Origin of the sequence: Frateuria sp. (genome assembly GCF_035695185.1) — a bacterium.
Taxonomy (GTDB): Bacteria; Pseudomonadota; Gammaproteobacteria; order Xanthomonadales; family Rhodanobacteraceae; genus Frateuria_A.
Map to the genome: position 1 here is coordinate 1 of NZ_DASSES010000019.1, position 15,136 is coordinate 15,136.

At 70.6% G+C, this 15,136-nt stretch carries 13 protein-coding genes; 1 reads left to right on the forward strand and 12 read right to left on the reverse strand.

Translation table 11 applies throughout. The features are described 5' to 3' along the window. The 9 genes from VFH59_RS01390 to VFH59_RS01430 all read right to left on the reverse strand — a co-directional run. On the reverse strand, positions 1 to 326 hold a 326-nt coding region (locus VFH59_RS01390), incomplete at its 3' end, for a prepilin-type N-terminal cleavage/methylation domain-containing protein (RefSeq protein ID WP_325163100.1). Next, positions 323 to 805, reverse strand: a complete 483-nt coding sequence (locus VFH59_RS01395) for a prepilin-type N-terminal cleavage/methylation domain-containing protein (protein WP_325163101.1) — start codon at positions 803 to 805, stop codon at positions 323 to 325. The genes VFH59_RS01390 and VFH59_RS01395, both read right to left, overlap by 4 nt. Before the next feature lie 59 nt (positions 806 to 864). Beyond that, positions 865 to 1,272 (reverse strand): GspH/FimT family pseudopilin, encoded by a 408-nt coding sequence (locus VFH59_RS01400; protein WP_325163102.1) that lies wholly within the window; start codon positions 1,270 to 1,272, stop codon positions 865 to 867. 122 nt (positions 1,273 to 1,394) lie between these two features. Next, positions 1,395 to 1,814: a type II secretion system major pseudopilin GspG gene (gene gspG, locus VFH59_RS01405; protein ID WP_325163122.1), complete on the reverse strand. Its 420-nt coding sequence runs from the start codon at positions 1,812 to 1,814 to the stop codon at positions 1,395 to 1,397. Positions 1,815 to 1,890: 76 nt separating this feature from the next. Next, entirely contained in the window at positions 1,891 to 3,108 is a 1,218-nt protein-coding gene (gene gspF, locus VFH59_RS01410; protein ID WP_325163103.1) for a type II secretion system inner membrane protein GspF, read from the reverse strand. Between the two features lie 236 nt (positions 3,109 to 3,344). Beyond that, entirely contained in the window at positions 3,345 to 5,075 is a 1,731-nt protein-coding gene (gene gspE / locus VFH59_RS01415; RefSeq protein ID WP_325163104.1) for a type II secretion system ATPase GspE, read from the reverse strand. Positions 5,076 to 5,280: 205 nt separating this feature from the next. Continuing rightward, entirely contained in the window at positions 5,281 to 7,332 is a 2,052-nt protein-coding gene (locus VFH59_RS01420; protein WP_325163105.1) for a YadA-like family protein, read from the reverse strand. Between the two features lie 108 nt (positions 7,333 to 7,440). After that, on the reverse strand, positions 7,441 to 9,027 hold the full coding sequence (locus VFH59_RS01425; RefSeq protein ID WP_325163106.1) for a M4 family metallopeptidase: 1,587 nt from the start codon (positions 9,025 to 9,027) through the stop codon (positions 7,441 to 7,443). Between the two features lie 241 nt (positions 9,028 to 9,268). After that, positions 9,269 to 11,218: a S8 family peptidase gene (locus VFH59_RS01430; protein ID WP_325163107.1), complete on the reverse strand. Its 1,950-nt coding sequence runs from the start codon at positions 11,216 to 11,218 to the stop codon at positions 9,269 to 9,271. 273 nt (positions 11,219 to 11,491) lie between these two features. Here VFH59_RS01430 and VFH59_RS01435 point away from each other — a divergent pair, with 273 nt between their 5' ends. After that, positions 11,492 to 12,277 carry a TatD family hydrolase gene (locus VFH59_RS01435; protein ID WP_325163108.1) on the forward strand — a complete coding sequence of 262 codons (786 nt, stop codon included), beginning with the start codon at positions 11,492 to 11,494 and terminating at the stop codon, positions 12,275 to 12,277. A 409-nt stretch (positions 12,278 to 12,686) separates the two neighbouring features. Here the strand turns inward: VFH59_RS01435 and VFH59_RS01440 are convergent, their stop codons facing one another. The 3 genes from VFH59_RS01440 to VFH59_RS01450 form a co-directional block, all read right to left on the reverse strand. Further along, entirely contained in the window at positions 12,687 to 13,436 is a 750-nt protein-coding gene (locus VFH59_RS01440; RefSeq protein WP_325163109.1) for a class I SAM-dependent methyltransferase, read from the reverse strand. Positions 13,437 to 13,497: 61 nt separating this feature from the next. After that, positions 13,498 to 14,031, reverse strand: a complete 534-nt coding sequence (locus VFH59_RS01445; protein ID WP_325163110.1) for a pseudouridine synthase — start codon at positions 14,029 to 14,031, stop codon at positions 13,498 to 13,500. Positions 14,032 to 14,034: 3 nt separating this feature from the next. Then, the gene (locus tag VFH59_RS01450) at positions 14,035 to 14,910 is read right to left on the reverse strand and encodes a methyltransferase (RefSeq protein ID WP_325163111.1); all 876 of its coding nucleotides are present in this window, start codon (positions 14,908 to 14,910) and stop codon (positions 14,035 to 14,037) included. Between the last annotated feature and the right edge of the window lie 226 nt (positions 14,911 to 15,136).

Sequence of the window (15,136 nt, forward strand, 5' to 3'; positions counted from 1 at the left end):
AGCCGCAGCGTCTGCGCCTGCGGGCCGAGGTTGCCGAGGTAGCCCGGCAGCGGTGCCACGAAGCTCATCGAATGCGCGTCGCCCTTGAAGAAGATCGCCTCGTCCTTGTCGTTGGCGGCCAGTTGCTCGGTCATCGCCTGCTCGAGCTCGCGGCGCAGGAACTGCTGCGCCGAGCGCACCGCATCGAGCCGCTCCACCGCGGCGCTGCCGGCGCGCACGCTGTGCGTGGCGGTGCGGATGCCCGAGTACACGCCCACCAGCAGCAGCGCCAGCAGCGCGAGCGCGGCGAGCACTTCCATCAGGGTGAAGCCGGCCTGGCGCCTCATGGCGCGTTGCCGGGCAACGGTGGCGCGCCGACCCGCAGCGTGCTGAAACGGGCGTGGTAGTCGTGGCCGGCGCTGGCCCAGAGCACGTCCAGGTCCAGCCGGTACAGCCGCAGCGGCGACACCGGCACCGCCTGCTGCGGGCCGGGCGCCGCGGTAACCGGCGGCTGCCATGGCTGCACGTCAAGTTGCCAGCGGTAGGTCGCGTCGAACTTCCCGCTGCTGCGGCCGACGCGGATCGGCTCCAGCACGAACGCGCTGTCGAGCAGGCTGCGCGCGCGCAGCGCCGCGCCGCTGCGTTCGGCCGAGCGCGCGGTGAGATTGAGCGAGCTGCCGGCCACGCGCATCAGCGAGGCGAAGGTGATCGCCAGCAGCAGCACGGCGGCGATCACCTCGAGCAGGCTGAAGCCCCGCGCACGCGAGGCGCGCCCGGAAAGGCCACCGCAGCTTGACGACCGTGATTGCCCGACGCGAACCACCACGTGTGTAGCGCACACCGGGGCGGATCGACGCGCCACCGCACGCCCTGCATGCCGTGCCCTCACGAGGTCACCACGCTCACGGCGCCGGTCAGCCACGCCACGTTGACCTGCCAGCGGCGTTCGCCGCGCTGCAGGACGATGTGGCCGCCGGTGGAGCTGCCATCGGGAAAGAAGCGGATGCGGCCGGTGTGGTTGTCGGGCTGGTCTTCGCGCGCGCTGGTGATGGACAGGCGCATGCCCTGCGGCAGCTTGATCTCGTGCCCGCCGGCGGCGTGGTAGCTGGCCGCCTTGAGGTCGAGGTCGAAGGTCTGGTCTTTCCCCTTGACGATCGCCTGCGCGCGGGTGGCGCGCAGCGCGGCGGCCAGCTCCACGCTCGCCGCGCGCACCCGCGCACTGGAGAGACCCTGGCTCACCGCCACCGCGACCGCCGCGGCGGCAATGCCGATCAGCAAGATAACCGCGAGCATTTCCAGCAAGGTGAAGCCGCGCGCGCGCGAAACACCACGAACGCGCTGGCGGCCGGCGCATGCCGGCGCCGCAGGGCGCCCGCGCCCCGCCTGCCCGGTTGCCCGTTCCCCGCGCCCCGCTTTCATTGCCAGTTACCGATGTCCTTGCTGTAGCCGTCGCCGCCGGGCTGGCCGTCCTGGCCGTAGAACACCAGGTCGTAGCTGCCGTGCTCGCCGGGTGCCTTGTAGCCGAAGGCATGCCCGAACGGGTCGACCAGGTCGGACGGCTTGGCGTACGGGCCCTGCCAGTTCGGCGCGTTCGGCGGGCGCTTGACCAGCGCCTCCAGGGAAGCCGGCGGCGAGCCGTTGTCCAGCGCGTAGTTCTCGACCTTCTGGCCGAGCGTCATCAGCTGTGCCTTGCCGGCGCCGTACTTGCCCTTGTCCACGCTGCCGCCGACCTGGCGCACCACGATCGCGCCGATGATGCCGATCAGCACGATCACCGCGAGCATCTCCAGCAGAGTGAAGCCCTTGGCGCGTCGCGCGCGCGGGGAGCGGGCGATGGGCGGGACCTGCGCGGGCGCCCGCTGGCCTGTTCCCTGTTCCCGTGTCTGGCTAGTCATTACATCTCTCCACGTTTTACTGAATGTTGGCCGTGAGGCTCAGGAGCGGCATCAGGATCGCCGCCATGATGATCGCCACCAGCACGGTCATCACGATGGTGAGCGCCGGCACCAGCGCGGCGAGCAGGCGGTCGATCGCGCGCTTGGATTCGACGTCGAAAGTGTCGGCGACCTTCAGCAGCATGGTGTCCAGCTGGCCGGCTTCCTCGCCCACCTGCACCATCTGCAGCGACAGCCGCGGGAAGCGTTGCGAGCGGGCCAGCGCTGCGCTTAGACCGCCGCCGCCCTTGACCAGTTCGGCGGCGCGGGCGAGCGCGTCGTCCAGCGCGGTGTTGCTGGTCACCTGGCGCGCGATCCCCAGCGCGGTGAGCAGCGGCACGCCGTTCTTGAGCAGCGTGCCGAGCGTGCGCGCGATGCGTGCGGTCTCGACCTTGAGCAGCAGCGGACCGACCACGCGCATCGTCAGCAAGCGGGCGTGCCAGGCCATGCGCAGCGCCGGGTCGCGCAGGCGCGCGCGCCAGACCAGGCCACCGCCGATCAACAGCAGCAGGAGCAGCCACCACCAGCCCTGCAGCACGCTGCCGATGAACAGCACCACGCGGGTGATCCACGGGATCGGCACCTGCATGTCCTGGAAGATCGGCACGAACTGCGGCACCACGTAGGCCAGCAGCAGCACCAGCGAGCCAAGCACGCCGACCATCAGGAAGGCCGGATAGATCAGCGCGTTGACGATGCTGCCGCGCAGTTGCTGGGCGCGCTCGAGGTAATCGGCCAGGCGGCGCAGGGTGTCCTCCAGCGAGCCGCCCGCCTCGCCGGCACGCACCAGCGAGAGGTACAGCTTGGGGAACACGCCGTGTTCCTCGTCCAGCGCTTGCGACAGCGTGGTGCCGCCGCGCACGCGATCGCGCACGCGCTCGACCAGCCGCCGCGCGCGCTCGCCTTCGGGCAGTTCCATCAGGATGCCGAGCGCGCGATCCAGCGGCTGGCCGGCGCCGAGCAGGGTGGCCAGCTGGTGGGTGAACTGCGCGAGCTGGTCGCCGGTGAACGGGCCGCGCTTGAACAGCGCGGCGAGGGCCGAGCCTTCGCCCAGGGCGTCGGCGGGTTTGGCTTCCAGCGGCGTGTGGCCCTGGTCCTGCAGGCGGCCGATCGCCTCCTCCAGGCTCGGCGCCTCGATCTGCCCCTGCAGGGTTTCGCCCGCGGCACTGATGGCGCGGTAGCGGAACTGCGCCATGTCAGAGGCTCCGTGTGCGCCGCTCCCTCTTCCCCATCTTTGATCGATGCAGCGGGAGAGGGCTGGGATGAGGGGTCAAGGTGTACGGGAAAGGGTGCGCGAAGCGCAGTGTTTCGCTGCTCTTCAACGCAAACGCGGCAACGGCTCCGGGATGGTTCCGGGCGAGCCCCAGCCCCTCACCCCAACCCTCTGCCCGGCGGGTAGAGGGAGCAAGGGCGTGGCCGGCTCGCACGGCATCAGCCTTCCTGCGTGACACGCAGCACCTCCTCCAGCGTGGTCACGCCGGCGACCGCCTTGGCGATGCCGTCCTCGTACATGGTGCGCATGCCTTCGGCGCGAGCGACGCGTTCGATCTCGCTGGCGTCGGCGCGCTGCATCACCAGCCGGCGCAACGGCTCGCTCATCACCAGGAATTCGACGATCGCGCGGCGGCCGCGGTAACCGCTCGGGTTGGCCGCGCTGGAGCCCGGCTTCCACAGGCGGATCGGCCGCTCGTTGGTGTATTTCTCCAGCTCGAACTCGGCAATCACTTCCGGTGGTGGCTCGTAGGGAACCGCCGTTTCCGGATCGAGCCGGCGCACCAGCCGCTGCGCCAGGATGGCGTTGACCGTCGAGCCGAGCAGGTAATCCTCCACGCCCATGTCGAGCAACCGGGTGACACCGCCGGCGGCCGAGTTGGTATGCAGCGTGGAGAGCACCAGGTGGCCGGTCAGCGCCGACTGGATCGCGATGCGGCAGGTCTCCAGGTCGCGCATCTCGCCGATCATGATCACGTCCGGATCCTGGCGCATGATCGAGCGCAGCGCGTTGGCGAAGTCCAGCCCGATCTGCGGCTTGACCTGGATCTGGTTGATGCCCTCGAGCTGGTATTCGACCGGATCCTCGACGGTGATGATCTTGACGTCCGGCGTGTTGATCCGCGACAGCGCCGTGTACAGCGTGGTGGTCTTGCCCGAACCGGTCGGGCCGGTCACCAGCAGGATCCCGTTGGGACGCTCGAGCACCTCGACGAAGCGCTTTTCGAACTCAGGCGTGAAACCGAGCGAAGCGAAGTCGAACACCACCGATTCGCGGTCCAGGATACGCATCACCACCGACTCGCCGTAGGCGGTCGGCACGGTCGACACGCGCAGGTCCAGTTCCTTGCCCTGCACGCGCAACTGGATGCGCCCGTCCTGCGGCAGCCGACGCTCGGCGATGTTGAGCTTGGCCATGATCTTGACGCGGCTGATCACCGCGGCAGTGGACGAGGACGGTGGCGCCTCGACCTCGTGCAGCACGCCGTCGATGCGGTAGCGGACCTTGAGGCGGTTCTCGAACGGCTCGATGTGCACGTCGGAGGCGCGCTGTTCCACCGCACGCTGCAGGATCAGGTTGACCAGGCGGATCACCGGCGCCTCGGAGGCGAGGTCGCGCAGGTGCTCGACGTCGTCCTCCTCGCTGGCTTCGCCGCCAAGGTTCTCCACGATGGTGCCCATCGCCGAACGGCCGGTGCCGTAGTAGCGTTCGATCAGGTCGTCGATTTCCGAGCGCAGGCCGATGCGCAAGGCGACCGGCCGGCCGGCGGCCAGTTCGATCGCCTGCAGCGGATAGGGATCGGCCGGATCAGCCACCACCAGCGCCAGGTCGTCCTCGCCCTCGCGGACGGGGACCACGTGCTGCTGCTTGAGGAAGCGCAGCGACAGTTCGGGTTCGGCCGGCGGCATTTCCGGCGCATCGCGCGCCGCCAGCAGCGGCACGCCGAGCAGCTCGGACCAGGCCTCGGCCAGGTCGCGCTCGGACACCAGCCCGAGCCGCGCCAGCAGCGCGGTCAGGGTGCCTTCGGGCGCCTCCTCGTGCAGCCGGCGCGCACGATGGAGGTCGCTGTCCTTGAGGTTGCCGCGCGACACCAGGAGTGCGCAGACCGCCGCTTCACGGTCGTCCACGGAGAGCGCCCAGGTGGCCGCGGGCGTTGGAACTGCCGACATGCAGTGTCTCCCGCCAGTCACGTCAACCCGTCAACACCCCCCGCGTCGACGAGAAAACCCATTGGTAGCACATCCCCCGGCCCGGGCGCGAGCGCGCGACGGGGGACGCCGTGGAACTTCCGACTAACATCGCCTGCACAAGTTCAGCGCGGCGTGAAACGGCCGGCGCACCCGTGCGCCGGCCGCCCGTGGACCGGGTGGAGCCTTACCAGCCCACGCCCAGCCCCACGCCGCCGGAGGTCTCGTTGCCGCTGACCGCCGCGCCGAAGGTGAGGCTGGCGTGCGAGGACAGCTGGCGCGAGTAGCCCACCGCCAGCGCGCCCCGGTTGCGGTAGCCGCCCACGCCGACGCCCAGCCGGTTGGGACTGTCGATGCCCTGGGTGCTGAACGCCATCTGCGACATCGCCGAGCCCATCGCGCCGACCTGGTCCAGGCGGGCGTTCACCGCACGGAAGCGGTCGTCGACTTCGCGGCGGAAGCTGGCCAGGTCCAGCGAGACGCTGGCCAGCCGCTGGTCCGCATAGGACTGCGCGCGTGCCAGGGTCTGGCGGTCGCCGGCATCGGTGTAGCTCTTGGCCGTGGCGAGCGCCTGGTCGACCTGTCCGGTGTTGGCCGCATCGGTGGCGACGGTGCCGGCGGCCACGTTGTGCAGGGCGGTGCCGCGGGCGCCGCTCAGCGTGATGCCGCTCTTGTCGCCGACGTCGTACTTGACCGCGGTGGCATCGGTCACGCCGACCTGCTGCGCCACCGCATCGAGCTGGCCCTTGTTCACCGCGTCGGTGGCGTCGACGCCGTCGGCCACGTTGACGACGCGGCGTTCGCTGCCGGCCGCGCCGACCGACACGGTGTTGTCCTGGTCGGCGACCGAACCCGCGCCGATCGCCACGCTGTTGTCGCCCAGGGCGGTGGCGCCGGCACCCTGCGCGACGCTGCCCTGGCCCACGGCCGCGGACCCGGCACCGATCGCCACCCCGTTGTCGGCCTGAACATAAGCGGCGGCGCCGACCGCCACCCCCGCGGCGCCGTCCGACTCGCTGCCATCGCCGACGGCGACACTGTCGGTGTTGGAAGCGAGCGAGCCGACACCCATCGCCACCGAATAGTCGCCCGAGGCCGTGCTCTGCACGCCGGAGGCCAGGCTGGCGTAGCCGGTGGCGCTGGAGGCGTAACCGAAGGCACTGGCGAAATCCGCGGCCACGCTGAAACCGCCCAGCGCGTTGGCGTAGTTGCCGGCAGCGAAACTGTCCAGCCCGATCGCCACCGATTGGCTGCCGAAGGCGCCGGTGTTGGGATCAGCCTGGGAGCCGATGGCGATGCTGTAGCTCCCTTGCGCGAAGGCGTCGGAGCCGAGCGCAGTGGCCGAGGTATCGAGCGCCTGGGCGTTGTTGCCGGCGGCCGTCGCCTTGTCCGCCGCGGCGAGCGAACCGCCCCCCATGGCCGAGGCGCCCGTGCCCTGGGCCCAGGCGCCATTGCCGCTGGCCAGGGCGAAGTCGCCCATCGCGGTGGCCTGGTAGCCGTCGGCCATGGCGCCGGTGCCCTGGGCGTAGGCCAGCGAACCGAGCGCGATGGCGCCTTCGCCGGTGGCGGTGGTGGCCTCGCCGGACATCGGGTCGGCATCGCCGCCGCCGATGGCGATGGTGCCGCGGTCGGAAGCCTGCGCGTTGGCACCCAGCGCCACGCTCTCGTAGCCATCGGCACCGGCGTTGGTGCCGCCGGCGAACGAGCCCTGGCCGGTGGCGTAGGACAGCGAGCCGACCGCGGTGCTGTCCACGCCGTCGGCGCCGGCGCCCGCACCCAGTGCCGTGGCGCCGAACGCGCTTGCCTCGGTGCCGTAGACGGTGCCGTCGAAATCGGTGTAGGTGCCGCCCAGCGCCGTCCCCGAATCGGCCGTGGCACTGCTGCCCTGGCCCGTCGCGGTGGCGTTGTCGCCGGCGGCGAGCGCATTGGCGCCCGTGGCGGTGGCGCCGGTGCCGGTCGCGGTGGCGCCCTGGCCGCAGGCCGTGGCGTCAGCGTCGGTCGGGACCGTCGTATAGGTCGACGTGCTCCCATCGGTGGTGAGTACGCAGGCGCTCGGTGCCTGCTGGGCATGGGTCACCCCCAGCGGCGCCCAGGGCAGCACGGCGGCCGCCAGGGTGGCGGTGATGGCGGCGGCCAGCCGACCACGGCGGCCATCGCGGCGGCCACCCCGGGCCGGCTCGCCGGTCGCTACCGGGGCGTCCATGGCCGGGTTCCGGATCTTGCTGTGGATCGTGTTCATATGGTTCTCCTGAAGGCACGCAAGGCGGTGCCATGCCGCCTCGCGGGCAGCCTGGAATGGATGAGGAGGGCACGGGCCTGCCGTGCGGCAGGCCCGGCAAGGGGTGGCTTACCGGGGCCGGCAGCTCACGCCGACGGCGGCAAACGCGGCCACCACGTCAGTGGTGGGATAGCCGCGATCGGTCGCGGCCTGCTCGACGCCGCACGCGCCGGTGTCGAAGGTCTCGTCCGGCGCCCAGTAGAGCGCGTTGGCGTCGTGGAACACCTCGAACGCCGTGCGCGTGTTCCAGCCGGCGCTGCGCGCCAGCGTGCAGAAGGCGCGGTTGTAGACGCCGCTGGAGTAGTGCACGTCCAGCCCGTCGTAGTACCGGCTGGCGTCGTCGATGGACATGCCGTCGTTGCTGGGCGTGCACATGTCGCGCAGCGCGGCCATGCCCAGCAGCGGCACGGTCGCCGGCTTGACGATCTCGCCACCGGTCATGAAGTCATTGCTGCCGCGGTCGAAGTACTTGACCGCCTCGCCGGCCATGTCCGAGAAGGCTTCGTTCATGCCGCCGGACTGGCCGTCGTACTCCAGGCCCGAATGTTGCTCCGTGAACCCGTGGCTGATCTCGTGCCCGGTGATGTCCAGTACCACGAACGGGTAGAAGTACTGGTCGCCGTCGCCGAAGACCATCTCCGAGCCGTCCCAGAAGGCATTCTCGTAGCTGGTGCCGTAATGCACCCACATGTGCAGCTGCATCGGAGTACCGTCGCCGTTCATCAGCGGCGGCGCGCCGAACCAGCTGTCGTACATGTCGTAGACCACGCCACCGAAGTGATGGGCGTCGTTGATGGGCGAGTAGGCACCGTTGATGCCGTCGCCCATGCTGGTCCAGCCGGCCGGGTTGGTGCCCGCGCAGCCGAACGACCACAACGTCACGCGCTGGCCGCCGGCCAGGTTGTAGGTGGCGACCCGATCATCCTGCAGGTAGCAGGTATTGCCGATGCGGGTGCCGCTGAGCAGCTCGCGGCCGGCGCCCGAGCCGTCGTAGTGATACAGCCCGGTCACGCCGTTGCCGCCAGGACCGTTCGCGCTGATCGACGTGGGTGTGCCGGTGCCGGGCGGACGGCGGCCGGTGGTCAGGCCATTCCACTGGCGCAGGACCTCGCCGGTATCGGCGTCGACGATGGCGGTCGGACGCGAAAGCTGGCCGTTGGCGGTCACCAGGTAGGACGTGTGGTAGGCCAGCCGGGCCGGGCCCTTGGCCTGCGGATAGACGAACAGCTCGCTCTGCACGTGGCTGGCCGCCAGGCCGCGCTGGCCGAGCTTCGCCTGCAGGGCGGCCTGCGCCTGGGCGCCGTTGAGGCGCGGGCGCACCGACGACAACTGACTGCCCAGGCTGGCCTCGGCCTCGCCATGGGCGCCGAGCACATTGCCGCGGGCGTCGCGCTCGACCACCACGCTGCGGCCGTAGACCGGTACGCCGTGGAAAGTCTGTCGCTCGCGCGTCTTGACGGTGCCGCGTACCGTTTTCGCGCGGGCACCGGCGATGAAGGTGTTGCCCTGGCCCAGGCCGAGGCGATTGGCCAGCGTGGCCGAGGTGATCTGGCCGAGGTGGCCGGCGTGAACGTGGACGGGTGTGGCAGCGCACAGCGAAACCGAGGCGCAACCCAGCGCGGCGAGCAATGCGCCGGCAAGCTTCTTGTGGAACATGTTTTCCCCCTGCGGACGGTGGCCCGGCGCTCAAGGCTCGGGCTCGTAGCGCCGTCGATCTTCCCGAAAACGACGACTTCGTCACACTATGGGGGCTTGACGGGAGCGTCAACCGCGAATTTTTCCAAGAGCCTTCGCGTCGGCTTTCTGTTATCGGCGCCCGGTTACCGCCGAGGCACTGGCCGGCCCGGGCCGCGATCGCCGGCGGGCCGGCGGCACAGGCCGCCGACCCGGTCTGCGATCACCTGGAGTATTTGCCCAGCACGCTCACCCCGCTGTAGGCGCTCCGGCCGACCACGGTGACGAACCAGCTGCCGGCGGCCGGATGGTTCAACACCACCGACTCGCTGGTGCCCTCGTGTGCGGAGCGGCAGTGGTAGCTCGCCGGCGTGGCCGGGGTGTCCTTGTTCACGTAGAGGACGATGTCGCCACGGCCGCCGCTGGTGCGCAGGCTCAGCTTGCCGGCGCCGGCCGGCACATCGATGCGATAGGTCGTGCGGCTGCCTTTCGCCCCGGACTGGTCAGACAACGCCACGCCGTTGCCCAACAGGGTCCCCAGGTTGGCCGAGCCACTGCTGTTGATGGCCAGGTTCACCGCCGCATAGGCATCCAGGATGCCCGCGCCGATCCGGTGATCGGGCGCCACCTTGGGCGTGATGGCGGTGCGCTGGAGGATCCCCAGCACCGCGGTCGGCGACAACGGCTTGAGACCGCGGGCCAGGCGGGCACCCTGCATCAGCGCGACGGTCCCGCTGACGTGCGGGGTGGCCTGCGAGGTGCCAGCGTAACCGGCATAGGCGGTGGCGTTGGCCACCGGCGTGGTGGTGCCGCTGTTGATCGCCTGCCAGACGAAACCGTCCGAAACCTGGTCGCCGCTGTTGCGGTCGCCCGCGTAGATGCCGCCGCCGGGCGCGGCCAGATCGACGGCACGGCCGTAGTTGGAGTAGTAGGCGCGCCGGCTGGTGATGCCGGTCGAGGCCACGGTGATCGTGCCGGGGCAGCTGGCCGGCGAGTAGTACTTCGCGTTGTCGTCGTCGTTGCCGGCGGCGACCACCACGACCGCGCCGCGCCGGTTGGCCAGGGCGATCGCCTGCCCCATCGGGTCGTCCGCGGTGCACTGGCCGTAGCCGCCCAGGCTCAGGTTGATCACCTGCGCCGGATGGGTGTTGTCCGGGACACCGTCGACATGGCCGCCGGCTGCCCAGATGATGGCGTCGCTGATGTCGCTGTCGTAACCGCCGCAGTGGCCGAGTACGCGGATCGGCAACACCCGTGCGTGGTAGGCGATACCGGCCAGGCCGATGCCGTTGTCGGTGCGCTCGGCGCCGACCGTGCTGGCGACGTGGGTGCCGTGCCAGGAGCTCGGTTGCGGCGGGGAGAACGCGTCGGTGCACATGGACTTCCAGGGCTCGCTGGTGGTCCAGTCGCCGCGATCCCAGCCGCCGGGTACACGGCCATCCTTCTTGCGCCCGGAAAGGAAGGCGTCGGTGATGAAGTCGTAACCGGCGCCGGCCAGCTTGGTGTTCACGTCCACGTGGGTGGTGATGCCGGTGTCCAGCACGGCGATGACGATGCCCCTGCCGTCGGCCAGATCCCACGCCGCATTGACGTGCGAGCCGCCGAAGTTGCGGTCGCCGAAGGCGCTGGCGCGCCCACTGGGCGCCTTCAGGTCCCACTGGTACTGGCGGAACTCGGTGTCACTCGGGCGGAACGCGGACGGGCGCAACGAGGCGGGCGCGGCGATGTCGGCCACCGGATGGCGCAACACGTCCGGCGCCACGTGCAGCACCGCCGGGTCGCTGGCGATCTGCTCCATCAGTGCGGCCGCTTCGTTGCCATCGAGCTTGCGCGAGGTGCGCAGCACGTCCGCCCCGATCGCGAGCCGTCGTCCATAGCTGGCCTGCACCGGCGCCTGCAACCGGCCCTGCGGACCGAACGTGGCGCGCACCAGGCCGGCGCGGGAAAGCGCCGCCCCCATGCTCTGCCGCATGAGCGACGGGTTGGCCCGTTCGGCGCTGCCCGGCCGCCAGGTCACGATGAAGCGGTCGTAGTGACCGTCGCGCTTCAGCGAGCTGATGTTGTAGTGGGTGCCACCCAGTCCGCCGCTGGCGCTGGCGGCGTGCGCCGCCAGGGAGAAGGCGAGGGCCAGCGAGGCGCCGAACAGCGCCCCGATCCGCATACGATTTGCCATGAAGTGATTCCCCGAAATTGAGCACCCTCCGCCTTGCACGGAGGGCAGTACTGCACGGGGTCCTGGAACCCCGCTTCCGTCGACGATGGTCGCCGTGGACGCGTCCTGCCGGCTGTCGCGTGACTGCATCACCAACGCCCCCACTGCTTCCCTGCCGTCGTCGGCTTGCACGCTAGGTGGTCGCTTGTCGCCTCCATGTGACAGCGGGCTCGACGGGCGGCGCCTTGCCAATCCGGGCCGCTCTGCAACAATGCGCGCTTTTGCGGGCAAGCCATGCAGCTGGTCGACATCGGCGCCAATCTCACCCACGAATCCTTCCGGCACGACTTCGCCGAGGTGCTGGCGCGGGCGGCGGCCCAGGGCGTCACGCGGATGGTGGTGACCGGGGCGTCGCGCGAGGGCAGCGAGCAGGCACTGGCCCTGGCGCACGCGCACCCCGGCGTGTTGTGGGCGACCGCGGGGGTGCACCCACACCATGCGATCGACTACGACGAGGCTACCGACGCACGCCTGCGCGAGCTGGCCCGGCTGCCCGCCGTGCGCGCGGTCGGCGAGACCGGACTGGATTACCACCGCAACTACTCCCCGCGCGAGGTGCAACTGCGCGTGTTCGAGCAACAGCTCGCCATCGCCGCGGAACTCGGCAAGCCGCTGTTCCTGCACCAGCGCGACGCGCACGCGGATTTCCTGCCCCTGCTGCGGCGTTACCGCGACCACGTGCCGGCGGCGGTGGTCCACTGCTTTACCGACACCCGCGAGGCACTGCATGACTACCTGGCGCTGGGCTGCCACATCGGCATCACCGGCTGGATCTGCGACGAGCGGCGCGGTACGCACCTGCGCGAGTTCGTGCGCGAGATTCCCGCCGACCGGCTGCTGCTGGAGACCGACGCACCCTACCTGTTGCCACGCACCGTGCGCCCGCAGCCCAGCCACCGGCGCAACGAGCCGATGTACCTGAAACACATCTGCGAGGAAGTCGCGCGCGACCGTGGCGAACCGGTGGACGTGACCGCGGCGAACAGCACCGCGGCGGCGGTGGCGTTCTTCGGGCTGTAGCACCCTGCCCCAGGAAGGAGCCGCGAGCGGTGGGACTCGGGCCGTGGCGTCCTCGCAAACGAGAAGGACGGCAAGACCGGCACTCCAATTCGCCGGATGTCTCCCTTGCCTCGACTCCCGGGCGCCCTCAGCAAGCGGCGGCAGCTCCTCTGTGAGCGAGGTGGCATCTGGCTCTTATCCTCACCGGGCTTAGCCAGGCCCTTTCTTTTGGCTACTTCTTGCGCCAGCAAAGAACAGCGACCCGAGCGCCGGCAGGCGATCGGAAGCCCGCCGCGAGCCAGGTCGAGACAAGGCACCACTACGATGAAAGAAGTGGACAGCCGAGAGAGCCCCCCGCGAACCCCGACCCCTCACCCCGACCGTCCCCGGAGGGGAGGGGGAGCCGGAAGCGGCACGCTCTCGGGGAAGGTCAGACGATGCGGCCCACGCGGGTGAAGAAAGGCCAGCGCACGGCACGCACTTGGCCCGGATCGCCCCACGCCTCGGCCAGCGCCGGCGCGGCCGCCGCCACCGGATCGACGCCCGTGCGCTTGAGATACCGCTGCGTGGCCGACCACGAGCGCAGGTAAGCGAGGAACTGCGGCAGGTTCCAGTCCGCATGCATGCCGAAGCTGGGCGTCCCCACCGGGTCGAACGGGAAAGGCAGCTCACGGTAGCCAGTGTCGACCAGTGCGCGCTCCGCGGGCCAGTCGCCGCCCAGCGTCTCGGCGTACAAGCGCAGTTCCACCGCATCCACCGCGCGGTCCACGCTGCAATTGCCGTAGGCGGAGATCGCCAGTAGTGCACCCGGTCGGGCGACCCGGCGCACCTCCGCATGGAAGGCATCCAGGTCGAACCAGTGCAGCGCCTGCGACACGTTGACCAGGCTCAGGCTTCCGGCCGCCAGGGTGCTGCGCTCGGCTGGCTCGACGCGGTAATCGATCACCGGATGCGCGCTCGCCTGCGCGATCTGCGTCGCGCTGGGATCGGTCGCCACCACGCGTTCGAAATGCGCCGCCAGGCCCAGGCTGGCCTGGCCGTTGCCGCAACCGGCATCCCAGGCCAGCGCCCGGTCCGGCACCTGTCCGGCGAGCCAGTCGAACCAGTCGGCAGGTGGCACCGGCCGCGCGTCGCGGTAGAGCGTGGCGTGGCCGGAGAAGTGATCCTTGAAGTCGCCCATGTCTTGAACCGTCGCCGTGGGTTTCCGGTGCCAGTGGAGGCCGCAACGGGCCGAAATCGCCCTACAGGAGCCGGCGGGTTTCGCCTGGGCCCAGACCCTCAAGCGCGTATCCGCCGATCCGCACGCGGATGAGCCGCAGGGTCGGGAAACCCACCGCCGCCGTCATCCGGCGCACCTGCCGGTTGCGCCCTTCGCGCAGCGTGATGCTGAGCCAGCTGGTGGGAATGGCCTTGCGGAACCGGACCGGCGGATCGCGCGGCCACAACCAGTCCGGCTCGGCCGCGTGTTCGGCGCCCGCGGGCAAGGTGGGGCCGTCGTTGAGGGTGACGCCGCGCCGGAGCGCGGCCACCGCCTCGTCAGTGACCGCACCATCCACCTGCACGAGGTAGGTCTTGGGCTGCTTGTGGCGAGGGTCGGTCAGCCGGTGCGCCAGGCGCCCGTCGTCGGTCAGCAGCAGCAGACCCTCGCTGTCGTGGTCCAGCCGCCCGGCCGGATAGACGTCCTTTTCGTGCACGTAATCGGCAAGCGTCCGCCGGCTGCCGTCACCGGAGAACTGGCAAAGCACCCCATAAGGCTTGTTGAGCGCGATCAACATCCGTCACGGTGCGGAGGCCGCGTGCGCCGGCGCCTCCGGCTTGACGAAGCGCAGCGTCATGCGGTCGGACTCGCCGATGGCCTGGTACGTGGCCTTGTCCTTCTCGCCCAGGGCCAGCGTCGGCGGCAGCGTCCACACGCCCTTGGGATGGTCGTGGTCGTCCCGGGGGTTGGCGTTGACCTCGCTGCGCCCGTCCAGCACGAAGCCGGCATCGGTGGCGAGCCTGACCACGTAGGCGACCGGCAGGTAGCCGCTGCCCTTGACCTCTTCCGGCGTGGCGTCGGCATCGGCGCGATGATCGACCACGCCGAGTACCCCGCCCGGCTTCAGCACCGCGTAGAACGCCCTGAACATCGCCGCCGCGGTGCCGTCGGTCGCCCAGTTGTGCGCGTTGCGGAAGGTCAGCACGCGGTCGGCCGAACCGGGCGGACCGAACACCGGCGCCCTGGGGTCGAAGCTCACGATGGTCGCCTGGTCGAACTGCGCCGGGTGCGCGGCGAACAGCTTGCGCAGGGCACTGTCGTCCTCGCCCGCCTCGGCGTCGGTCGACGCCTGCTTCTCGGCGGCGATGTAATGGCCGTTGTCGCGCAACAGCGGCGCCAGGATCTGCGCATACCAGCCGCCGCCCGGGGTGATCTCGATCACCGTCTGGTCCGGCCGCAGCTCGAAGAACTCCAGGGTTTCCTTCGGGTGGCGCCAGACGTCGCGCGCGCGCTGGTCGGCCGGTCGCCACGGCCCGGCGACGACCCGGTCCAGTTGCGCGGCGGTGTAGTCGCTGGCACTGGTCGGCGGCACCAGCGCGTCGGTGGGCTGGTCCTGCGCCAGGGCGGGGCCGGCCGCCAGGGCGAGGGTACAGAGGGCAGGCAGCAATCGCTTCATGATGATCTCCATGGCCACGCGGGTCGCTTCGGTAGGGTCGCGGCAGACCGACCGCGATGTCGATGTGCCATGCGGGTCGGGGGCGTACCTGCCACATCGGGTCGAGGATGCGGTCGATGCCCTCGTGGCAAGCCGGCCCGGCGGCCTGAGGAAAGCGTGCCGCCGGCGGCCGGGAAGGTCCGGTCGGCCGGCTTCTGCAGTCCCCGCGCGCCGTGTGGATGCCGGT

What these genes read in the sequence shown, in the direction of transcription:
- VFH59_RS01400 (WP_325163102.1), bottom strand. Translation starts at nt 1,272, where the DNA reads ATGCTCGCGGTTATCTTGCTGATCGGCATTGCCGCCGCGGCGGTCGCG.
- gspF (WP_325163103.1), bottom strand. Translation starts at nt 3,108, where the DNA reads ATGGCGCAGTTCCGCTACCGCGCCATCAGTGCCGCGGGCGAAACCCTG.
- gspE (WP_325163104.1), bottom strand. Translation starts at nt 5,075, where the DNA reads ATGTCGGCAGTTCCAACGCCCGCGGCCACCTGGGCGCTCTCCGTGGAC.
- VFH59_RS01420 (WP_325163105.1), bottom strand. Translation starts at nt 7,332, where the DNA reads ATGAACACGATCCACAGCAAGATCCGGAACCCGGCCATGGACGCCCCG.
- VFH59_RS01425 (WP_325163106.1), bottom strand. Translation starts at nt 9,027, where the DNA reads ATGTTCCACAAGAAGCTTGCCGGCGCATTGCTCGCCGCGCTGGGTTGC.
- VFH59_RS01430 (WP_325163107.1), bottom strand. Translation starts at nt 11,218, where the DNA reads ATGGCAAATCGTATGCGGATCGGGGCGCTGTTCGGCGCCTCGCTGGCC.
- VFH59_RS01435 (WP_325163108.1), top strand. Translation starts at nt 11,492, where the DNA reads ATGCAGCTGGTCGACATCGGCGCCAATCTCACCCACGAATCCTTCCGG.
- VFH59_RS01440 (WP_325163109.1), bottom strand. Translation starts at nt 13,436, where the DNA reads ATGGGCGACTTCAAGGATCACTTCTCCGGCCACGCCACGCTCTACCGC.
- VFH59_RS01445 (WP_325163110.1), bottom strand. Translation starts at nt 14,031, where the DNA reads ATGTTGATCGCGCTCAACAAGCCTTATGGGGTGCTTTGCCAGTTCTCC.
- VFH59_RS01450 (WP_325163111.1), bottom strand. Translation starts at nt 14,910, where the DNA reads ATGAAGCGATTGCTGCCTGCCCTCTGTACCCTCGCCCTGGCGGCCGGC.